Raw genomic sequence first — 20,048 nt, forward strand, 5'->3', positions numbered from 1 at the left:
AGCGCCGCCTGTCCGGGGGCGGGAGCATGATCGGGGGCCGGGGCGGTGCCGCCCCCGGACAGGCGGCGCTCGATGCGCTCGAGACGCGCTTGGAATCCCTCGACCGAATTGTCCGCCCCGGGCACGAGGATCCGCGCGCACATCAGCTCCAGCATCAGCCGCGGGGCGGTGGCCCCCCGGAAGTCCACGAGGGCGGTGCTGACGATATCCGCGGCACGGGTGAGCTCGGACGGCCCGAATCCCGAGGCCTGCTGCGCGAGACGCTCGCCACGATCCCCCGGGACATCGAGCAGGCCGGTCTCGATCGCCGTGGGAACAGCCGCCAGGATCACCAGATCACGCAGTCGCTGCAGGAGATCCTCGGCGAAACGGCGTGGATCCTGGCCGGACTCGATCACCTTGTCGACCACCGAGAACACCGTGCCGCCGTCACGAGCGGCGAAGGCGGAGACCGCTTCGTCGAGCAGCGAGTCCGGCGTGTAGCCGAGCAGCTGGACGGCCAGCTCGTAGGTGACCCCCTCGGGTCCGGCACCACCGAGCAGCTGATCGAGCACGCTCAGGGTGTCGCGCACCGAGCCCGCGCCCGCACGCACCACCAGCGGAAGGGCACGCGGGTCGAGGGTCACGCCCTCCGCGGAGCACAGCTGCATCAGATACTCGCCCAACTGCTTGGGCGGGACCAGACGGAAGGGGTAATGATGGGTCCGCGACCGGATCGTACCGATGACCTTGTCCGGCTCGGTGGTGGCGAAGATGAACTTCAAGTGGGGCGGCGGTTCCTCGACCAGCTTGAGCAGCGCATTGAAGCCCTGCGGCGAGACCATGTGGGCCTCGTCGATGATGTACACCTTGTACCGGCTGTTGACGGGCGCGAAGAACGCGCGCTCGCGCAGATCGCGGGCATCGTCGACACCGCCGTGGCTCGCAGCGTCGATCTCGATGACGTCGACACTGCCCGGTCCTCCGCGAGCGAGGTCCCGGCAGCTCTGGCACTCCCCGCACGGGTCGGCGATGGGTGCCTGCTCACAGTTGAGCGCGCGGGCCAGGATGCGCGCGCTCGTGGTCTTGCCGCATCCGCGCGGTCCGGAGAACAGATAGGCATGGTTGACCCGATTGGCCGCGAGGGCGTGACGCAGGGGGTCGGTGACGTGCTCTTGGCCGATGACCTCGGCGAATGTCTCGGGCCGGTAGCGACGGTACAGAGCCAGGGGTGCGTCCACGCCACGAGCCTAACCGCCCCCGGGGACACGTCCGGCGTGGACCGAGGCCGGCTCAGGGCAGGTGACGATCGAGCCAGTCGCCGAGGACCTCATAGGCGTGGTCGCGAGCCTCCTTGCGGGAGAGGAAGACATCGTGGCGGGCGCCCGGGATCGGCACTGAGGTGACCTCGTCGCCGAGGCAGCCGGCCCAGCGGGCGATCTGACGCACGTCGAGTACGGCATCCGCGGTCTCGACCTCCTCGGTGTACCGGCTCACGATGCGCGAGCGGTCCGAACGCAGGACGAGGGACGGCACCCCGATGTCGAGCCCGCGGTGCAACCGGGCCTGACCCCGGCGGACCGCGTTGAGCCAGCCGACGGTCACCGGGAAGCCGCCAAGGGGCTTCCACGCCAGCTCATAGTCCCACTCGCCGCCCCGGGACGTGTGCAGACTCGATCCGTAAGCCTCCGCCTCGGGCAGCTGGAGGACGAGTCCCGGACGCACCCGCGCGGCGAGCCGAATCGCCTGCGTGCCCACGCTCCGCATCCACGGCGCCCCCTGCAGGTCGAACCACGGACTGTTGAGCATGACCCCGGCGACCGGCGGGTCAACCCTGCCCGCGCGGCGGCGGCGATCCAGCCACAGCGGGACGATGAGCCCACCGGTCGAATGCGCCGCGAGGTACACCGGGAGGCCCGTCTCCTCGTGGACGATGCGCAGCGACTCGTCGAGCTCGGCATCGTAGTACGCGAGATCGGAGACATAGTGCGCGGTGTGCCCGTCGCGCAGCGAGCGGCCGCACTTGCGCAGATCCAGCGAGTAGAAGGCGACCCCCCGCTCGGCATAGAACTCGGCCATCTCGGTCTGGAAGAAGTAGTCGCTGAAGCCGTGCACGTATATCACCGCGGCGCGTGGCGAACCCGTGAACACCCGCCGTACCAGAGTCGCCGTGATCGTGCCCTCGCCGTCGGGATCGTCGCCGAGCTCGATGATGTGCCGCTCGTACGGCTTCCCGAGCAGGTCGGTGGTCCAGTCGACGCGCATGTCCGTTCCTTTCGCCGTCGCCAGGATAGGCTTCCGCGCCTCACTGCGGCGGCACTTCGTGGAACCGATGACGATGCATCGGGGTCGCTATAGCCGCCGTAACGCATCGGCTTCGGTCTCGTAGCGAACCGATGACGATGCATCGGGGTCGCCATGGCCGCCACGATGCATCGGCTTCGGTCCCGCCCCGCGCCGTCATGAGGACGGTGCCCGGGGAAGGGTTAGGGTGCGGACTGTGGCTGCCGTCGACATCGTCGTGCCCTACTGGGGCGACCCGGACCTGCTCGCGCTCACCGTGGACTCGGTGCTGGCGCAAGATGACGACGACTGGACGCTGACGATCCTCGACGACCACTACCCCGATCTCACCGCCTACGAGCGTTACCGCGAGCATCCGCGGATCAGCTATGTCCGCCACGAGGAGAACATCGGGATCACCGCCAACTTCGCCCAGGCGGCACAGCGGGCGACCGCCGACTATGTCTGCATCCCCGGCAGCGACGACCTCCTCGACCCCGGCTTCGTGCGCATCGTCAAGGGCGCGATCGAGCGACACCCGGGTGTCGACGTGGTGCAGCCCGGCGTGCGCGTAGTCGACGAGCACGGGGACCCCTCGCGGCCGCTCGTCGACCGGGTCAAGCGGCAGTTGCTCGCGCCGCGCGGGGAGACCGTGCTCGCCGGCCAGGATCTCGCGACGAGCCTGATCCGCGGCAACTGGCTGTACTGGCCCTCCTTGACCTTCCGGACCGAGACCCTGCGTCGTCATGAGTTCCGCGACGGGTTCCCGGTGATCCAGGATCTCGCGCTGCTGATGGACATCGCCTTCGCCGGCGGCTCGCTCGTCTATGTCCCCGAGCAGGCCTTCGTCTACCGACGCCATGAGGGGAGCGCCTCGATGGCCGCGCTCACGGGAGGATCGCGGTTCCGCGACGAGAGGCGCTATTACCGCCTCGCACGCCGACTGGCCGTCGAGCACGGGTGGAGACGCACCGCGCGGGCGGCCCGGGTGCGGATCTTCTCGCGACTGCATGCCGCGACAGTGCTGCCGGGGGCGTTGCTGCGCCGTGACCGCGCCGGCATCGCCTCCGCGGTCGCACACCTCGCGGGTCCGTGACCGGCGAGCGCGAGTGGGCGCGGTGGATCACGCACCTCTCGACACCCGCTGACACGTGCGTAGGTCACCGCCGGCCCGGACGTGGGGTGCGTAGGTCACCGCCGGCGACGGGCCTCGAGGGCGAGCCGGAGGAGCATGAGCCGGGCTCGCAACACCGGGACGATCGAGCGCGGCCGCGAGGTCGAGGCATTCGTCTCGTGGAGGCGGCGCCACACCACCACATCGTCGAGATGGCGGATCGAGCCGTCGACATTGGCGACCGTGGCGATCCACAGATCGTGGGACTCCGACAGATAGGGGGGCAACGGCAGCACCCGTTCCAGCACCTCACGGCGCAAGGCCATCGCCGAGCCGAAATAGGGGATCACGCCCGCCCAGATGCGCAGCAGATTCCTCCGGTGCTGCCCAGACGTGCGCGACCGCAGCAGCCAGGGGCGACGGCGTACCGGTGACGGCAGCGGCCGGTGACCGTCGAGGTCGACGACATTGCCCACCGCGACCTCGGCATCGGTCAGCGCCGCGACGAGCGCCTCGACACGCCCCGGAGGCCATACATCGTCCTGATCGCTCAGCACCAGATAGGCGCCGCGAGCCATCCCCATCGCCTGCCCGAAAGCGCCGACATAGCCGAGATTGCGTTCGGTCCGCCGGACCGCGATGCGGGGGTCGTCGCGCCGCGCGAGCAGTTCCAGGGTCCCGTCCGTGCTGCCGTCGTCGACCACGACGACCTCGTCGGCATCCCCCAGCTGCGCGAGGATCGAGTCCAGCTGTTCGTCGAGATAAGCCTCGCCGTTGTAGGTGGCCAGGCAGACGCTCACGCGAATCCGGTCATCCGCTCGCTCACCCATCGGTCCCCTCTCGCTGCGATGCCCCACCGTAGACTCCTCGATCATGGGACGGTCGATCACCACGAGGCTAGCGGCTTTCACCGGCGGCCCGGTCCTCGCGGCGATCGCACCGCTGCTGATCATCCCCGTCATCACCCGCGCTACGGGCACCGGCGGGTGGGCGAGCTTCGCTGCCGGGCAGAGCGTCGGCCTGATCGCCATGATCGTCCTGACCTTCGGCTGGGGCATCGTCGGACCCGTCCGGATCGCCCAGCACCCCGATCCCGCGGACCGGGCGCGGATCCTGCTCGAGAGCCTGGTGACGCGTGGCGTCGCCGCCGTGGTCGTCCTGCCCGCGTCCGCGCTCGTGGCCTCATGGGTGGCGACCCCGGACTACCGTCTCGCCGCCGCCGCGATCGCCGTGGCGACCGCCGTGGCGGGGTTCACTCCGGCCTGGTTCTGCATCGGTGCCGGCCAGCCGGGGCTGCTGACGGTCTACGACGTGCTGCCGCGGCTCGGTGCCGCCGCCGCGGGCGCGGCGCTCATCCTGGTGACCGGCGAGATCGCCTGGTACGCGGTGGTGCTCACCCTCAGCTGCGTCATCGCCTTCGGCTGGCACGCCTGGGCGACCCTGCGCGGCCACGATCTCAGGCGGCTCGAGGCCGGCGAGATCCGCGTCGCCTTGCGCCGACAGGTGCCGACCGCGGCGATCGACACCGTCTCGAACAGCTACGGCTCGACACCCACCCCGATCGCGACCGGCAGTCTGGCGACCTCCGCCGCCGACAGCTTCGCGTCCGCGAACACGATGTACCGCTTCGGGCTGATCGCCGTCGTCGCCTTCGGGAACGCCTTCCAGGGCTGGGTACTGGAACCCGATGCGGAGGATCCGCGGGCCCGGCACAGACTGGCGATCATCGCGCACGGTGCGCTCGGGGCGGCCGGAGGCATCGGACTTGCTGCACTGGGCCCATGGGCGAGCTCGATCGTCATGGGCGCCGACAATGCGGCGACCTGGACGGCCTCGGCGCTGTTCGGTGCCGCCTTCTTCGCGATCTCATCGACGACGCCGTTCATCCGCAATGTCATGATCCCGCACGGGCGGTATCGCTATGTCTTCGTCGTGACGTGCGTGTCCTCGCTGGTGGGTCTCTCGATCATGCTGGTCGGTGCCGCGATGAGCGCCATGGAGATCATCGCGGGGGGCATGGTGGCCGCCGAGCTGGTCATCATGGTCGCGATCGTCATCCCGGCGTGGCGCCTGCTCGCCGACAGCACTCGCGCCGCATAGGGCTTGACTCGCACAGGGCGGCGGCACGGCGTCCTTCACCCGATCGCGGCCGGTGCGGGTCAGGGGCGGCCGGTCGGCTCGAGGGCCCAGCGAACGTCTCGCAGGCCGGGTTCCAGCTCCGCGGGGATGCGGCCCATCGCCGACCCTTTGCGTCCGTCGCGCCATCCGCGCCGCGTCGCGGCCCAGACCGGGCCGCGAGGACGCGCATAGCGCAGCACCTCGACGAGGTGCAGGATCTCCATGACGGTCTCGACCGCGAGCCGGACGGGGAACCGCCGCCAGTACATACGATTGACGACCCGCCGGTTCCGCACCCGGTAGTAGTAGCGGAAGGGCGTGCTCAGTGTGATGATCGGCGGCAGCGGAGACCCGCGGAAGCCTCCCGAGAGGACCGGCCGGCGGTAGGCCGCGCCGAGGTGGTGGTGCAGCGCCACCCCGGGCGCCGCGATGGGCACCATCCCGGAGCTCAGCGCCCGCAGCTCCAGCTCCTCGTCGACGAGGTCGATGAAGAACTCCTCGCGCATCGCCCCGATATGCTCCCAGGTAGAACGAGGAAGCAGCATGCCGGACTGGATCGTGCGGATGGCGACGAGCGTGCCGTCCTCGGCCGTCCGGCTCACCTGCCGGATCGTCGCCCAGAACTCCGGCACGACGAAAGCAGGATCGACTGCGCCCCGTGCCGTGGCCCGGTCGAGCTCCGCCGACAGGCCGGCGACGAAGTCCGGCGAGGGCAGCGAGTCCTGATCGAAGGTCACGACCCGATCGGCGCCGCCGTCGAAGGCGGCCTGGATGCCGCGGTTCAATGCCGCCGCGATGCCCGCGTTGCGCGGCTGCCGGAGAAGCTCGACATCATCTCGACCCTCGAGGGCGGCGAAGACCTCGAGATCCGGTACGGGCGTGCCATCGTCCACCACGACGACACGGACGGTCTGGGCCGCGATCGCGTCGAGGTGCGTGAGCAGCGACGGGTCGGGGCCGAACACCGAGACCACGGCCCACGTGGCCTCATTCGTCATCGGGAACCGCCTCCGGATCGTCGGTGGGTGCGACCCCGTCGGTGCGCCGCTCGAACTCGGCGCGCAGCAAGGTGACCTCCTCGGCGACCCGCCGGATCTCATCCTCGGCCCGCGACAGCTCCCAGGAGAGATGGAGGCAGACCCCGAGCAGCATCGCGATACCCATCGCGAAGAGCAGATTCGACGGCACCTGCACGCCGGCGACGGAGGAGAGCCAGCCGAGCAGACCCGGCACGAGCTCCAGGATCAGCATGGCGACGCCGATGACGATCCAGAGGACCGCGTACTTCTCCTGCAGCTGCCGCCGCAGCAGCATCGTGACGACCGCGGCGATGAACAGCACTGTGAGCGCGGTGATGGCGAGGAGCATCAGAGGGTTTCCTCCCGAGCGCCCATGGGCTGACGCAGGACCGCGAACACCAGCGCGAAGACCGAGCGGAACAGGTAGACCATCGCCCCGATCGGATGCTGGCTGGGATTGCCGTGGCGCCGCTGGCGCATCTCGACGGGCACCTGGGTCACTTTCAATCCGACCCCGAGGGCCGCGACGAGTGAGTCGATCGTGTCACCGAGATACTCGGCCGGGTAGTAGGTGACGTATTGCCGGATCGCGCGTCGATTGGCCGCCCGGAATCCGGAGGTGACATCGGTGAGCCGCGTGCGCGCGAGCCGTGACAGAACCCACGCGAGCAGGACCATGGCCCATCGCCGAGGTCCCCGGACCGTGTATCCGCCGCGATCGGCGAAGCGCGCTCCGATCGAGATATCGGCCACCTCCAGGCCCTCGAGAACCCTCGCGATTTCGGTCGGATCGTGCTGCCCGTCCGCGTCGACCTGGATCGCGCGGTCGTAGTCGTGGCGCTCGGCGTAACGGAAGCCCGTCCGCATGGCGCCACCGACACCGAGATTGAAGGGGAGCTGGAGCACCACCGCCCCCGCGGCACGCGCCTCGCGCGCCGTGTGGTCGGTGGATCCGTCGTCGACGACGACGACGTCGAAATCGGGCGTCGCCCGGAGGATCTCGCGCACGGTGCTGCCGATATTGGCCTCTTCGTTCCAGGCCGGGACGATCACCAGCGTGCGCGGCACGGCTGAGGCTGTCATGTCGCATTAGAGCCTAACGGCGTCGCTCCACCGGCGCTGGACCGCCACCGATGAATCGTTCGATACTCTTCAGCGCTCGCAGATCGTGACTCGCTCGAGGGTGACATCGCCCTCACGCGCGATCTCCTCCACCACCGGCGGGCCGAGCCGGTTGAGCCCGCGGTACATCCAGGGATAGCGACCACGCTGGAAGTTCAGGACGTAGACATCGCCACCAAGGTCGTCGACGGCCTCACACACCCGATCGCGCACGCCTTCGTTGGCATCCGAACGGTTGAGCTGTGTGCGGATCGTCTCCTCGGACTCGTTGGCGATCACATACATGTACGCGGGAGCGACGCGGATACCGGTCAGCGCGTAGACGAAGGGGGTGCCCGAGCGGGGCTCACCCATCAAGAGGGCGTCCTCGGGTACCAGTTCTGGGAGGCGCTGGAGCATCGCCCACTCGTCAGCATCGAGCAGGTACGAACGGTCGGTGATCGTGTAGGCCTCGCGAGCCCAGTGCAGCGCCGGGTTCACGGCACGGCTGTAGGCGACCAACATCCCGAGCACGATGATGACCGCCAGCGCGACCCGCGCGACCCGTCCGCGGGTCCGAGCCGAGTCCACACCGAGGCGACGCGCTGCCCAGGTGACTGCCGCCATCCACCAGCGCGCCAGCGCGACGAAGCCGATGATCGCCGGGGCCATCGCGCTCACGGCGGTGAGGGCCACCACGCGCAGGTTGTCCTGGAAGAAGACCCCGGAGACGAACCAGCGGAGATCACCATCGGGCCCTCCCACCGTGATCACGAACATCGCGCCGATGACGGCCCAGACCGCGACGAAGGCGAACCGCCGCTTGAGCACGAGCAGGACGAGCCCCACGATGATCGCCACCGACACCGAGACGGGGATCGGGCTGAACACCTGAGAGTTGGTGACCAGCTCCCAGGCCGCACCCGGCAGCTCGCGATAGGGCGCCCAGGGCGACTCGTCGCGCGGCGGCCGCATCACGGACCACGCCGCCGCTGTGACGGCGACCAGCGCGAGGGTCACCACAGCGGCGGTCACCAGCGCACGACCCCGCTGCGAGGACCGGACCGCCCATTCGAAGGCCGAGACGGACGCGAGGATCACGGTCAGGAGAGCCCATACGAGGGCGGTGTTGGGGTGCGCCAGCAGGAGTCCGGGTAGCGACGCGCCCAGTACGAGGAGGGCGGTGCCGCGCGTGACCTCGGGCTGGACCCCGCGTACGCGCAGGAGGATGGCCGTGAGTCCCAGCATCACGGGCAGCAGCGACACACCGAGGAAGTTCGGATACAGCGTGCCGTAGTTGAGCAGGAGGAACGGGAAGGTGTGGAAGCAGCAGGCGAGTGCCGCACCTGCGACGACCGCCAGGATCCGGTGCCGGCTCACCACGAGCCCCAGGAACACGCAACCGCTCACCCAGCCGACCGTGGCGACGGCGATCATCAGCGCATTCGAGGCCTCGGGCAGGGTCACACCCGTGGTCTGGACGACGAGGGACAGGAAGCCGTGCCAGGCCGCCGGGTAGAGGCTCGCGACACCGTCGAGGCTCGCGAAGCCGGAGACGTGGAAGGCCGAGGCATTGCCGGTCTCGAGCGCGTAGCGGGTCGCGCCGAGGTGGAAAGCGTTGTCGAAGCGGATCGAGAAGGCCGACGGGGTTCCGGGGATCCGCGCCACCAGATAGGTCATGTAGAGCGATCCGAGGACCCAGGCGACCAGACCCGGCCAGGGCGAGGCTGGGCGACGGCGCCACGCCGGCGGACGCTCGAAGGCCCGCAGCCGCCGGACGAGGCGGTGCAGCGCCCACGCGACCAGGAGGAGGGCGGCCCAGGTCAACCCGACCGGCACGAGGCTCCAGCGCAGACCCACCCATGGCGCGAGGATGGCGGATCCGGCGACGACGGTCACGCTGATCGGCACGCCGGCCGCGAGGATGCCGAAACCGCGCACGCCGAGGACGGCCGCGAGCGTGGCACCGGGGAGCACCAGGAGGGCCGCCGCCACGATGACGGCCGGCCCCAGCATGATCCAGTCGAGCACGCGGGCGTCCTTTCGATGAGTGCCGGGTCCCCGGCAGGCGGCCCGGACCCGGCTCGCCGGCCCGCCCCGCCTGTCGAAGGTAGCCGACGCCGCCACAATGGAAGCCGTGGACACACCGAGGCGGACTCTGCGCATCATGGACCTCGCGCTCCGCGTCGGGGAGACACTCCTGGCCAATGGTGCGGGCACGGCCGATGTCCAGGCCACGATGTCCTCGATCTGCCACCATTTCGGCCTCCGTGGCGCCTATGTGGATGTCACCTATGTGATGCTCACGGTGATGCATCAGGAGAGCATCGATGACGTCCCCCTCGCGCTGCGCCGCAATGTGAATCACCGGGAGACCGACTTCGAGGACCTCACCGATGTCGATCACCTCGTCCGGCGGCTGCTCTCCGATCACGTCGACCTGGACGAGGCACGCCGTGAGATCGCCACCATCTCCACGCGCGGTCATACCCGTCCTCGCTGGTCCGTGATCACCAGCGGCGGCCTGCTGAGCGCCGGCGTCGCGTTCATGATCGGCGGAGACTGGATCGTCGCCCTCATCGCGACCCTCGCGGCCTGGCTCATCGAGCTGACACGCTGGCGACTCGCGCGCTATCGGCTGCCCGACTTCTACGTGCAGATCGCGGGAGGACTCTGCGCCTCGCTGCTCGCGGTCGGCACGGCGGCGCTGCATGTGCCCGTCAACCCCTCGCTCGTGATCTCGGCCAATATCGTCGTGCTGCTCGCGGGACTCGGCTTCATCGGCGCGATCCAGGACGCGTTGACCGGCTACTACCTCACCGCGGGGGCCCGGATCTTCGAGGTGATGCTGTCGACCGCGGGCATCATCGTCGGGGTCAGCGGCGGCATCATGGTGGGCGGCTGGCTGGGCGTCGACATCTCCAACTCGACGACCCTGCCTCCGCTGTCCCAGCTACTGGCGGTGACCCTCGGCGGTGCCGTCGCCGCGATGACCTTCGCCCATTCGACCCACGCCCCGTGGCGGACTCTGCTGCCCATCGGGTTGATCGCCGGTATCGCCGCGTCGATCTTCGTGGCGGGTGTCAATGCCGATGTCGACCGCGCCTTCCTCGCAGCGGTGGCGGCGGTGCTGATCGGCATCGTGAGCTACCCGGTCTCCCGCTGGTGCCGCGTGCCGGCGCTCGTCGTGGTGGTCTCCGCGATCGTCCCGCTGCTCCCGGGTCTGACGATCTACCGCGCACTCTCGCAGTTGGCGGAGAACAACCTGTCGGGCATCTTCCAGGGCATCACGGCCACAGCCATCGCGGTGGCCCTGGCCGCCGGGGTCATCTTCGGGGAGTATCTGGCGCAGCCGCTGGCCCGCGAGACTCGTCGGCTGGAGCGCCGGCTGGCCGGTCCGCGCCTCGTCGGGCCGTTCCGGGACAAGGGGCGCCGCCGCCCCCGCCGCGCCGAGCAGAAGGGCGGCCCACGGCTCCGCCGGCGCCCCCGTTGAGCGCACCCGACCACCGCGCTTTCGCGTGTCCGGAGCATCGGCTACCGTTCAGTAGCAAGCGCTCAGCCACGAGGGAGCACCACCATGAGATTGCAGTTGTCGCCCGAGGACGAGAAGTTCGCCGCGGAGCTCCGGGAGTTCTTCACGACTCAGATTCCCGAGGAGATCCGCGAGACGGTCCGGGCCCGCCGCGAGCTGTCCAAGGAGCAGATGGTCGAGAGCCAGCGCATCCTCAACGACGCCGGGCTCGCGGTGCCGCATTGGCCCGCCGAGTGGGGTGGCAAGGACTGGACCCAGCTCCAGCGTCACCTGTGGCATGAGGAGATGGCCCTCGCGTGCGTTCCCGCGCCGCTGACCTTCAACACCAATATGGTGGGCCCCGTCATCGCGGCCTTCGGCTCGCAGGAGCAGAAGGAGCGCTTTCTGCCCGCGACGGCCAGTCTCGACATCTGGTGGTCGCAGGGCTTCTCCGAGCCCGATGCCGGCTCCGACCTCGCCTCGCTGCGCACGGTCGCGGTCCGCGACGGCGACGAGTACGTGGTCAACGGGCAGAAGACCTGGACCACCCTCGGCCAGTACGGCGACTGGATCTTCACCCTGGTGCGCACCGACCCCGAGGCGCCGAAGAAGCAGCAGGGCATCAGCTTCCTGCTCATCGACATGACCACCCCCGGCCTCACGGTCCGCCCGATCGAGCTTCTGGACGGCGGACACGAGGTCAACGAGGTCTTCTTCGAGAATGTCCGCGTGCCGGCCGAGAACCTCGTGGGCGAGGAGAACAAGGGCTGGACGTACGCCAAGTTCCTCCTCGGCAATGAGCGCACGGGCATCGCCTCGGTGGGTGCCACCAAGCGCAATCTCGCGACGGTCAAGGAGCACGCGATCGCGCTCGGACTGCTGGAGGATCCCGCCTATGCCGGGCGGATCGCCGATCTGGAGAACGAGCTGCTGGCCCTTGAGCTGACGGCACTGCGTGTCGCGGGCAATTCCGCCGACGGCAAGCCCGATCCGGCCTCGTCGATCCTGAAGCTGCAGGGTTCTGTGCTGCAGCAGGCGGTCACCGAGCTCGCGGTCGACGTGGCCGGTCCCGCCTCGATCTCCTCGGGCGCAGGCGACGACAGCACCGTGCCCGAGTGGGCACGACTCGCCACACCGACCTACCTGAACTACCGCAAGACCTCCATCTACGGCGGGTCCAATGAGGTGCAGCGCACCATCATCGCCGGCACGATCCTAGGACTGTGATCTGACATGGACTTCAGCATCGACTCCGAACAAGAGGCTCTGCAGGGCGCCGTTCGTGGCCTCATCACCAAGGCCTATGACTCCTCGGAGACCCGCCGCGAGGTGGTCAAGGCCGAGCCCGGCTACGGCGAGGGGACCTGGCGCAAGCTCGCCGAGATGGGCATCCTCGGCCTTCCCTTCGACGAGAAGCTCGGTGGTATGGGCGCCGGCCCGGTGGAGGTCTCCCTGGTCGCCGAGGAGCTCGGGCGCGTGCTCGCCCCCGAGCCCTTCGTCGAGTCCGTCGTGCTCGCGGGCGGTCTGATCGCCGCAGCCGCCGACGAAGCACAGGCAGCCGAGCTGCTCACACCCCTCGCTGAGGGTGCCAGCCTGCCGATCCTCGCCTGGTTCGAGGCCGGGCGTCGTTGGGACGCCACGCCGGCCGCGGTGACGGCGGCCTCCTCGGGCGACGCCTGGACCCTGTCCGGAGTCAAGGAGCCGGTCCCGTGGGGCGCCAGTGCCGATGTGCTCATCGTCAGCGCCGCGACTGAGGCGGGCACCGGCTTGTTCCTGGTCTCCGCCGATGCCGACGGTCTCGAGCGAGGCGGCTACACGACCCACGACGGCCTTCGCGCGGCTCGCGTGAGCTTCGACGGCACGCCGGCCACACCGCTCGGCGATGTGAGCGCCGACCAGTCCGCGCTGCTGGGCCGGGCACTCGACGCCGCTCGGATCGCCTACGCCCACGAGGCCGTGGGCGCGATGGAGACCGCGCTGCAGACGACGGTGGGCTACCTCAAGACCCGCAAGCAGTTCGGCGTCACGCTCAATAGCTTCCAAGCGCTCACCTTCCGGGCAGCCGACATGTACACGGCGCTCGAGCTGGCGCGCAGCACCGCCGCATGGGCGACGATGGTCCTCGATGCCGCCACAGAGGGTGCCGAGGTCGATGTCACGGCGGCAGCGTCGCAGGCGGCCCTGCAGATCAGTCGCGCGGGACGTCACCTCGGCCAGGAGGCGATCCAGTTGCACGGCGGCATCGGCGTGACCGCCGAGTACAGCGTCGGTCACTACACCAGCCGCCTCACGGCGATCGAGCACCTCATCGGCGACGGCGCCTACCACCGGGCCCGGCTGGCAGCGGCCGTGTCCGATCACGAGGTGCTCGACCCGATCGGCTGAGCCCGCACCGCACTCCCGGAACTCGCGTGGGCGGTGAGCTGTCAACCACCCCGGCACTCCAGCCCTGGTTGATCACTCACCGTCTCGCCTGCCCTGCGACGCATCGGTGAGCAGTCAACTTATCGCCGCCAGCTCCCCGGTTGACCAGTTACCGCCCTGCCATGGGACCGGGCGACGGTGAGGAGTCAACCACCTCGCTGACCGGTTGATGCTTGACTGCTCACCGCCCGCGGAGCGGCAGGTTCAGTGGCGGTTGCGGCGGGCGAGGAGGAGCACCACGAGTCCGAGAACCAGTAGAGCGACCGCCACCAGCACGGCGATGAGGCCGACCTGAGTACCGGTGCCGGGCAGCCCAGCACCATCCACCGACATGGACGGACCGATATCGGCGGAGGCCGGAAGGGCTCCGCCGATCACCGCGAATGCGGCCATGAGGACGGCCATCAACCATCGCAGCGAACTGCGAGCCGAGAGCCGGCGAGGCACCGACGGATGGACGATCTGACCCACGGCGACCCCTGGGGAGCTAGAGCGGGACCGGTACATCGCCCCAGGCTACCTCGAACCTGCCGGGGTGGTTGCTTCATCCGCAGCACGGGAGACGACGAAGGGCCGCGCGCCCCCGGCACGGCCCTTCAGTCAGGGAGCGATCAGCTCAGGCTGAGCGGATCCTCATCGTCACCTCGGCGTCCGAGGAGGAGGTAGCCGATCCCCAGCAGCACGAGTCCGCCGAAGAACACGGGCGCGAGCAGCTCAGCGCCCGTCCTCGGCAGCAGGCCGCCGGGACCGGCTCCATCGTCGCCGCCGGGTTCGCCATCGCCGCCGTCGCAGTCCGTCGTGCACGCCGGGACCTGAGTGGCCGCGGTGTCGACGAGGCTGTTGCCGAGCAGCAGATCGGCGAGCTGCCCCTCCTCGCCCATCACGGCGAGCAGCTTCACCCGCAGCGCCGAGATCGACGCGGCGTGGTCGCTGAGCTGAACATCCCCGTTGTAGCGGGCAGCGTACTCGTTCGGGACGTTGACGAGGATCTGGGCGATACTCGCGAGCGCCTCGGTGAGCTGGTCGAGCGCACCCGCGAGCGGGGCGGCGAGCTGCTCGAGCGCGTTCTCGAGGTTCTCGCTGAGCAGGCCGAGCGCCTCGGCCAGCGGGCCGGTGAGCTGATCCAACGGGAGCTCAACGGGCGCGCCGCCGGGGGGTGTGACCGTGACCGTGAGCTGGCCGATGAGGTTCTCGACCGTGGTGACCAGCTGCCCCACCAGCTCGGGGAGCTTCTCCGCGAGCGCAGGGAGGATCGTGTTCAGCAGGTCGGTGTTCTCGGGCAGGTTGTTCAGGTCCATCCCGAGGCTCTTCAGCAGCGTCTCCAGATCCACGACGATCGAACCGGTAGACAGGTCGAAGGAGATGCCGCTGTCGGTCGTGGCCTCGATGCCCTCGCTGATGGCGTTCAGACCGGAGACCTCGATCTTGCCGAGATCGGGCAGCTCGGCACAGGCCGCGTCCGGAAGCTGGAGGATGCCCAGCAGGGTGCTGCACAGCGCGGTGCCGCTGATCTCCAGCGTCTCGGGGATCTGCGCCTCACCCGCGCCGAGCCCGTTCGAGAGTGCCGCGAGTGCGGGCACCTCGAGCACGAGCCGGGAACCGGCGAGCGAGTAGCCGCGCGACAGCTCGCTGCCGGCATTCTCGTAGCGGGCCTGCGAGGTGACCGCGCCGAGATCGAGGCGCAGGTCGGCGATGTATTCGGTGAGTGGCTCGAGCGCACCACCCGATAAGGCCAGCGTGGCATTGCTGGTGGCGGGCTGCGACCCTCCGCCGGCGTGGATGATGCCGTCCTTCGTGACGGCGCCGCTGGCCGCATAGGCCAGGCCTGCGGCGCCCGTCTGCGCATATGAGCCCACTGCGCCGATCTCGCTGCCGAGCAGCGTGTCGCCCACCGGGATCGTCAGACGGTCGACGGCTTGCAGCGGGCTCTCGGTGAACTGCTCGCCTCCCTCGGGGAACTGCGAGGAGGCTCCCTCCTCCTCGACCCCGTCGCCGACGATGTTCACCAGCTCGCCGAGAGCGTTCTTGCCGGCCAGGAACTGCGACTCTGCGTACGACGAGTAGGCGACGGCATCGTCTGCCGTAGCGGGGAGCGGCGCGAGGACGAGCGCCGCACCGAGGCTCGCGGCCACCAGGCCGGATCCGAGATACCTCATATGTGTGCCTTTGTACGAGAACGGAACTAGTGACCGTCTCAACGACGCGCTCGGTCGGAGGTTACGCGCCTCACATCGGGATCTCGGAGGGTCTAACCGTTCGTCTGGAGCACCGCCACGACCTTCTTGGCCGTCGCCTTGGCCGACCCGGGATTCTGACCGGTCACCAGGCTGCCGTCGGCGACCGTGTACGGAGCGAAGGGCAGCAGGGCCTTCTCATAGCGGGCACCGCGCTTCTTGGCCTCGTCCTCCGCGTTATAGGGCACGAGCTTGTCGACACGCGCGAGGATCTCCTCGCGCCAGGCGAAACCGGTCATCGCACGCCCGGCGATCAGATAGGAGCCGTCGGACAGCCGCGTGTTGAGCAGACCGCAGTAGCCGTGGCAGACCGAGGAGACGACCGCTCCGCGCTCGAAGAGCTCGCGCGTGATCCGCTGGAGGCCCTCGCTGTCCGGGAAGTCGTACATCACGGCGTGACCGCCGGTGAAGTAGATGGCATCGTAGCCGGCGGAGTCGACCTCCTCGGGACTCCGCGTGTTCTCCAGCAGTGCCATCTTGGCCGGATCGGCGCGCCAGGCCTTCGCCGTCTTGTCGTCATTGGGGAACTTCAGCGATCGCGGCTCCAGTGGAGAGGCGCCCCCGGCCGGGCTGACGATGGACTGCTCGTAGCCGTGCTCCTCGAACACCTCCCAGGCATGGGTCAGTTCCGACAGCCACAGTCCGGTGGGATGGGACGGATCGTCGTAGTGGCCGACATTGGTCACCACGTGCAGGATGCGCTTGGTCAAGGTCGAACCTCTCTCGGGATGTCGCCGTCGGCGGCTCGGTCCCAGTGTCGCTCACCGGAGCGGCGAGCGCCGTGTTCCCGCGAAACGGGACGGACGTGACGTGGAACGGTGTGAAGCATGCTGCTGGAGCGAGGCCTGGCGATGCCGGACTGCCAAGGGCAGATTCCGCCAGGTGTTGTGATAACTGCCTCTTGGCGAGGCGAGCCCCCGCCAACCCAGCCCACCACACACCAGCAAACGACAAGAAGCCGTGCGATAGCACGGCTTCTTGCGTCTCGGCGGAGGTAAACCCCCTCATCACTCACCCAACGAGAAAACCAGCGCGACCGTCGAATTCACGACGGTCGCGCTGGCTTCTCATTTCCCAGCGGAGGATAGGGGATTCGAACCCCTGAGAGCTTTCACTCAACCCGCTTTCCAAGCGAGCGCACTAGGCCACTATGCGAATCCTCCGCCGCCGATCGTACCGGGGTCGGTGACACGCGCTCGAATCGGCCCCACGGACGCGGCTGGAACCCGACACGTATGATGGGCGTCAGCCCCTCGCGTGGCGGCACATCACCCAACTCCCCCAGGGCAGGAATGCAGCAAGGGTCAGTGGTCCCTGCCGGGTGCGCGAGGGGTCCTTCACGTCTGCGGCCGCCACACCATCCCGACACTGGCGGGCGCCGAGGGCACGAATCCGAGGGACTCGTACAGTCGCCGTCCCGGCGCATCGGCCAGCAACGTCACATAGGCCTCGCGCGGCGCCCGCGCGAGGATGTCGTCGAGCAGCCACCCCACCACGCGACGGCCCAGACCACGGCGCTGGAATCGCGGATCGGTGGCGATATCGGCGAGGTGGAAGTACCAGCCGCCGTCCCCGATCGTCCGGCCCATGGCGACGACCTCGCCCGATCCCGCCTCGCGGACGTGACAGAAGGACCAGCTGCCGGTCAGCACCGCACTCCCCTGATCGGGGCGCTTCGGGGACAACCCTGACACCGCCCGCAACCGCAGGTACTCCTCCAGTGCGGGAGGTCCGGTCACCAGCTCCAGTCGCTCGTCCATGCGGACATCCTCCCAGCGCGCGGCACGCGAGCGACCGGGACCGGTCGCCTAGACTGACGGCGTGATCTTCCGACGCGTGGGGGACGGTCGGCCGTACCCCGAACACCATCTGACCCAGAGCGACTGGGCTCAGATATCGCCGACCCAGGTCCGTCTCGACGATCTCACCACCACCAAGAAGGAGCTCGACCTCGCCACCCTGCTGGACGAGGACTCCACCTATTTCGGCGACCTGTTCGCCCATGTCGTGAGTTGGCGCGGCGAGATGTTCCTCGAGGACGGCCTGCACCGCGCCCTGCGCGCCGCCCTTCAACAGCGCACCATGCTGCATGCTCGCGTCTACTCCCCCGGAGGCAAGAAGTCGTGAACCGGCTCCAGCAGTCCCTCGTCCTCGTAGGCACCGCCGTCGTCTTCGTCGGCGGTGCGGTCCTCGGCACCCGGCTCCTGCTCGCACCGACCGGGGCGGACTCCGATGACATCGCCACCTGTGAGACCCAGACGATCGCGGCGGGCGATCTCGTCCAGAGCAGCATGGTCACCGTCGACATCTTCAATGCCGGCGACACAGCGGGTCTCGCCAACCGGGTCCGTATCAATCTCGAGGACCGCGGCTTCCTCGGTGGGCGGATCGGCAACAGCGGCAGCGACGTCTCCCCCGCCAATGTCGCCATCCTCACCGAGAATCAGGACGATCCGACCGTCCAGCTGGTGGCACGCCAGTTCAACGGCGATGTCGAGTTCGCCGAACCCGATATCGACATCGAGGACGCCGTGACGGTCATCCTCGGGTCGGGCTACCAGGACCTCCGCGCGGATGCTCCCACGGAGATCGAGGCCGGTCAGGAGACCAGTGTGTGCGTGCCGACCATCGATCTCGAGAATCCCGAGGGCTGACCCCTCAGCGCACGAGCGCCGCGAGGCGACGGACAGCGAACTCGTAGCCCTGGATCCCCGCCCCCGCGATGACGCACGTCGCGATATCGGAGACGAAGGAGCGGTGCCGGAACTTTTCGCGGGCATGCACATTCGATACGTGCACCTCCACGACCGGCAGTCCGACACCGGTGAGCGCGTCGCGCAGGACGACCGAGGTGTGCGTGAGCCCGCCGGGGTTGATGACGATGCCCGCGCAGTCGACGCGCGCCTCGTGGATGGCGTCGATCAGCACGCCCTCGTGGTTGCTCTGGACCGCCCGGATCTCGACGTGCTCCTCTGCGGCGACCCGCTCGGCGAGCGCTACGGCATCATCGAGGGTCTCATGGCCGTAGATCTGCGGCTCGCGCGTCCCGAGCAGATTCAGATTGGGTCCGTTGACCAGCAGAAGTCGCTTCACGATGTCGGTTCTCCGTTCTGCCGCTGGGCGAGTCGCATAGGCGGGCTGGGAACACCGTAGCCGTCGCAGCCGCCGCCACGCACCGGCTGGGCACCCGAGGCGTGGGCGACGCCGGACGGAAGTCGATGCGTTTCGGTCGCCAGGGCAGCCGTGATGCATCGTCTTCGGGTGCGAGGCGGACGGAAGTCGATGCGTTTCGGTCGCTATGGCAGCCGCAATGCATCGTCATCGGTCCCGCCGGATGCGTCAGAGCGGGGCGCCGGCGGCACGGAAGACGGCCCGGAGCTGACGTTCGACCTCATCGGGTTGGTGACGGATGGCGTAGGACGAGAAGATCAGGAGCCGATCACCGGCGATGACGAGCTCATTGGACCGGCGCAGGTCCGCATCCCATCGGTCGATCTGCTGGTGTTGCGCGCCATGCACCTCGGCGGTGATCCTCCACCGCGCCCAATGGGCGTCAAGGTAATAGCGACCATCCGGCCCCTTACGGATCGCCTGACGCTCGGGGCGAGGGAAACCGGCCCGAGCACAGAGCTCGCCGAAGTCGACCTCGGGGAGCGAAGCGGCGCCGCCCGCGGCGTCGTGGATCGACTCGAGGATCAACCCGTGTCGACGGCACGGGCCACGGCGGGTCAGCGCGTCGTAGAGGCCGGCGGCGTTGATCAGCCCCTGCTGCACCGCCGCGATCACGTAGAGCCGGGCTGACCGATCGCTGACCGCCCATGCCGCCGCGTCGCACGCACTGCGCGCGACGCGGGTGCGACGGGGCGCGTGGAACGGATGGACGTCGAGGTCGGTCAACTCGGCGCTTCAATGGTACTCGACACCGTCGCGGTCCGGCCGGCGCGCGCCCTCGGGCAGCACCACCTGAATGGTCCGGGGTTCGGCGAGCGTCAAGCCGTCGCGGGCCAGCGCCGACGCTCCGGCGAGGGCCGCACGGGTGGGAGCCGCCGCAAGGGCGATCTCCTCCTGCTCGCTCGCGGAGAGCGCACCGTTGTGGGTAACGACGACGCCCCGCGCGGGACGCTGCCAGCGGCCGGCGGCGAGGGCGTGACGGACCTGTCCGCGCGTGTGGGTGGCGAGCAGATCGGCGATACGAGAGACGGCCATGCGACAACGCTGTCTACCCACCGACCCGCACACCACCTCCGTCATCGCTTCTGTGGACG

Annotated in this window: 21 protein-coding genes, 1 tRNA gene and 1 other RNA gene; 8 read left to right on the plus strand and 15 right to left on the minus strand. The window is 69.1% G+C overall.

The window, feature by feature from the left end; all coding sequences use genetic code 11:
- The coding region (locus tag BHE97_RS01160) for a DNA polymerase III subunit gamma and tau (RefSeq protein ID WP_140399925.1) at positions 1-1,220 on the minus strand (1,220 nt) is incomplete at its 3' end.
- A 52-nt stretch (positions 1,221-1,272) separates the two neighbouring features.
- The gene (locus BHE97_RS01165; protein ID WP_087622193.1) at positions 1,273-2,244 is read right to left on the minus strand and encodes an alpha/beta hydrolase; all 972 of its coding nucleotides are present in this window, start codon (positions 2,242-2,244) and stop codon (positions 1,273-1,275) included.
- Positions 2,245-2,479: 235 nt separating this feature from the next.
- On the opposite strand from BHE97_RS01165, the gene BHE97_RS01170 reads away from it, so the two are divergent.
- Positions 2,480-3,358, plus strand: coding sequence for a glycosyltransferase family 2 protein (locus BHE97_RS01170; protein ID WP_087622194.1), 879 nt, complete (start codon positions 2,480-2,482; stop codon positions 3,356-3,358).
- A gap of 95 nt (positions 3,359-3,453) precedes the next feature.
- Here BHE97_RS01170 and BHE97_RS01175 read toward each other — a convergent pair whose 3' ends face one another.
- A complete protein-coding gene (locus BHE97_RS01175; protein WP_170931184.1) occupies positions 3,454-4,206 on the minus strand; it encodes a glycosyltransferase in 753 nt (250 codons plus the stop codon).
- 43 nt (positions 4,207-4,249) lie between these two features.
- On the opposite strand from BHE97_RS01175, the gene BHE97_RS01180 reads away from it, so the two are divergent.
- Positions 4,250-5,476 carry an oligosaccharide flippase family protein gene (locus tag BHE97_RS01180; RefSeq protein ID WP_087622195.1) on the plus strand — a complete coding sequence of 409 codons (1,227 nt, stop codon included), beginning with the start codon at positions 4,250-4,252 and terminating at the stop codon, positions 5,474-5,476.
- A 59-nt stretch (positions 5,477-5,535) separates the two neighbouring features.
- On the opposite strand, the gene BHE97_RS01185 is transcribed toward BHE97_RS01180, so the two are convergent.
- The 4 genes from BHE97_RS01185 to BHE97_RS01200 form a co-directional block, all read right to left on the minus strand.
- Complete coding sequence (locus BHE97_RS01185) at positions 5,536-6,492, minus strand: glycosyltransferase (RefSeq protein WP_170931185.1); 957 nt, start codon at positions 6,490-6,492, stop codon at positions 5,536-5,538.
- The gene (locus BHE97_RS01190) at positions 6,482-6,862 is read right to left on the minus strand and encodes a DUF2304 domain-containing protein (protein ID WP_087622197.1); all 381 of its coding nucleotides are present in this window, start codon (positions 6,860-6,862) and stop codon (positions 6,482-6,484) included. The genes BHE97_RS01185 and BHE97_RS01190 overlap by 11 nt, the downstream gene beginning before the upstream one ends.
- Positions 6,862-7,596 (minus strand): glycosyltransferase family 2 protein, encoded by a 735-nt coding sequence (locus tag BHE97_RS01195; protein ID WP_087622198.1) that lies wholly within the window; start codon positions 7,594-7,596, stop codon positions 6,862-6,864. Before BHE97_RS01195 ends, BHE97_RS01190 begins: the two co-directional genes overlap by 1 nt.
- A 69-nt stretch (positions 7,597-7,665) precedes the next feature.
- Complete coding sequence (locus BHE97_RS01200; RefSeq protein WP_087622199.1) at positions 7,666-9,645, minus strand: DUF6541 family protein; 1,980 nt, start codon at positions 9,643-9,645, stop codon at positions 7,666-7,668.
- A 106-nt stretch (positions 9,646-9,751) separates the two neighbouring features.
- On the opposite strand from BHE97_RS01200, the gene BHE97_RS01205 reads away from it, so the two are divergent.
- From BHE97_RS01205 to BHE97_RS01215, 3 genes are all read left to right on the plus strand, one after another.
- Positions 9,752-11,107: a threonine/serine exporter family protein gene (locus BHE97_RS01205; protein ID WP_236757473.1), complete on the plus strand. Its 1,356-nt coding sequence runs from the start codon at positions 9,752-9,754 to the stop codon at positions 11,105-11,107.
- Between the two features lie 84 nt (positions 11,108-11,191).
- Entirely contained in the window at positions 11,192-12,352 is a 1,161-nt protein-coding gene (locus BHE97_RS01210; protein ID WP_087622201.1) for an acyl-CoA dehydrogenase family protein, read from the plus strand.
- A 6-nt stretch (positions 12,353-12,358) separates the two neighbouring features.
- On the plus strand, positions 12,359-13,510 hold the full coding sequence (locus BHE97_RS01215; RefSeq protein ID WP_087622202.1) for an acyl-CoA dehydrogenase family protein: 1,152 nt from the start codon (positions 12,359-12,361) through the stop codon (positions 13,508-13,510).
- A 243-nt stretch (positions 13,511-13,753) separates the two neighbouring features.
- On the opposite strand, the gene BHE97_RS01220 is transcribed toward BHE97_RS01215, so the two are convergent.
- The 4 genes from BHE97_RS01220 to BHE97_RS01235 form a co-directional block, all read right to left on the minus strand.
- The gene (locus BHE97_RS01220; RefSeq protein WP_087622203.1) at positions 13,754-14,020 is read right to left on the minus strand and encodes an LPXTG cell wall anchor domain-containing protein; all 267 of its coding nucleotides are present in this window, start codon (positions 14,018-14,020) and stop codon (positions 13,754-13,756) included.
- Positions 14,021-14,160: 140 nt separating this feature from the next.
- The gene (locus BHE97_RS01225; RefSeq protein WP_087622204.1) at positions 14,161-15,705 is read right to left on the minus strand and encodes a choice-of-anchor G family protein; all 1,545 of its coding nucleotides are present in this window, start codon (positions 15,703-15,705) and stop codon (positions 14,161-14,163) included.
- A gap of 92 nt (positions 15,706-15,797) precedes the next feature.
- Entirely contained in the window at positions 15,798-16,493 is a 696-nt protein-coding gene (locus tag BHE97_RS01230) for a type 1 glutamine amidotransferase domain-containing protein (protein ID WP_087622205.1), read from the minus strand.
- A gap of 368 nt (positions 16,494-16,861) precedes the next feature.
- Positions 16,862-16,946 (minus strand) — tRNA-Ser (locus tag BHE97_RS01235).
- An 84-nt stretch (positions 16,947-17,030) separates the two neighbouring features.
- Here BHE97_RS01235 and ffs point away from each other — a divergent pair.
- An RNA gene (gene ffs, locus BHE97_RS01240) (signal recognition particle sRNA small type) lies at positions 17,031-17,121 on the plus strand.
- Here the strand turns inward: ffs and BHE97_RS01245 are convergent.
- On the minus strand, positions 17,121-17,543 hold the full coding sequence (locus BHE97_RS01245) for a GNAT family N-acetyltransferase (protein ID WP_087622206.1): 423 nt from the start codon (positions 17,541-17,543) through the stop codon (positions 17,121-17,123). The genes ffs and BHE97_RS01245 overlap by 1 nt on opposite strands.
- 61 nt (positions 17,544-17,604) lie before the next feature.
- On the opposite strand from BHE97_RS01245, the gene BHE97_RS01250 reads away from it, so the two are divergent.
- Both BHE97_RS01250 and BHE97_RS01255 read left to right on the plus strand, forming a co-directional pair.
- Entirely contained in the window at positions 17,605-17,910 is a 306-nt protein-coding gene (locus tag BHE97_RS01250; RefSeq protein WP_087622207.1) for a type II toxin-antitoxin system VapB family antitoxin, read from the plus strand.
- Complete coding sequence (locus BHE97_RS01255) at positions 17,907-18,437, plus strand: LytR C-terminal domain-containing protein (RefSeq protein WP_087622208.1); 531 nt, start codon at positions 17,907-17,909, stop codon at positions 18,435-18,437. The genes BHE97_RS01250 and BHE97_RS01255 overlap by 4 nt, the downstream gene beginning before the upstream one ends.
- A gap of 4 nt (positions 18,438-18,441) precedes the next feature.
- Here BHE97_RS01255 and aroQ read toward each other — a convergent pair whose 3' ends face one another.
- From aroQ to BHE97_RS01270, 3 genes are all read right to left on the minus strand, one after another.
- Entirely contained in the window at positions 18,442-18,879 is a 438-nt protein-coding gene (aroQ, locus tag BHE97_RS01260) for a type II 3-dehydroquinate dehydratase (protein WP_343286110.1), read from the minus strand.
- Between the two features lie 243 nt (positions 18,880-19,122).
- A complete protein-coding gene (locus tag BHE97_RS01265) occupies positions 19,123-19,680 on the minus strand; it encodes a hypothetical protein (RefSeq protein WP_087622210.1) in 558 nt (185 codons plus the stop codon).
- Between the two features lie 9 nt (positions 19,681-19,689).
- Positions 19,690-19,989 (minus strand): hypothetical protein, encoded by a 300-nt coding sequence (locus BHE97_RS01270; RefSeq protein WP_087622211.1) that lies wholly within the window; start codon positions 19,987-19,989, stop codon positions 19,690-19,692.
- Between the last annotated feature and the right edge of the window lie 59 nt (positions 19,990-20,048).

Origin of the sequence: Aeromicrobium sp. PE09-221, from assembly GCF_002174305.1 — a bacterium.
Taxonomy (GTDB): domain Bacteria; phylum Actinomycetota; class Actinomycetes; order Propionibacteriales; family Nocardioidaceae; genus Aeromicrobium.

Excerpts from the sequence above, each read along its gene's own strand:
- BHE97_RS01165 (WP_087622193.1), bottom strand. The coding sequence starts at position 2,244 with ATGCGCGTCGACTGGACCACCGACCTGCTCGGGAAGCCGTACGAGCGG.
- BHE97_RS01175 (WP_170931184.1), bottom strand. The coding sequence starts at position 4,206 with ATGGGTGAGCGAGCGGATGACCGGATTCGCGTGAGCGTCTGCCTGGCC.
- BHE97_RS01180 (WP_087622195.1), top strand. The coding sequence starts at position 4,250 with ATGGGACGGTCGATCACCACGAGGCTAGCGGCTTTCACCGGCGGCCCG.
- BHE97_RS01185 (WP_170931185.1), bottom strand. The coding sequence starts at position 6,492 with ATGACGAATGAGGCCACGTGGGCCGTGGTCTCGGTGTTCGGCCCCGAC.
- BHE97_RS01190 (WP_087622197.1), bottom strand. The coding sequence starts at position 6,862 with ATGCTCCTCGCCATCACCGCGCTCACAGTGCTGTTCATCGCCGCGGTC.
- BHE97_RS01195 (WP_087622198.1), bottom strand. The coding sequence starts at position 7,596 with ATGACAGCCTCAGCCGTGCCGCGCACGCTGGTGATCGTCCCGGCCTGG.
- BHE97_RS01210 (WP_087622201.1), top strand. The coding sequence starts at position 11,192 with ATGAGATTGCAGTTGTCGCCCGAGGACGAGAAGTTCGCCGCGGAGCTC.
- BHE97_RS01215 (WP_087622202.1), top strand. The coding sequence starts at position 12,359 with ATGGACTTCAGCATCGACTCCGAACAAGAGGCTCTGCAGGGCGCCGTT.
- BHE97_RS01225 (WP_087622204.1), bottom strand. The coding sequence starts at position 15,705 with ATGAGGTATCTCGGATCCGGCCTGGTGGCCGCGAGCCTCGGTGCGGCG.
- BHE97_RS01245 (WP_087622206.1), bottom strand. The coding sequence starts at position 17,543 with ATGGACGAGCGACTGGAGCTGGTGACCGGACCTCCCGCACTGGAGGAG.
- BHE97_RS01270 (WP_087622211.1), bottom strand. The coding sequence starts at position 19,989 with ATGGCCGTCTCTCGTATCGCCGATCTGCTCGCCACCCACACGCGCGGA.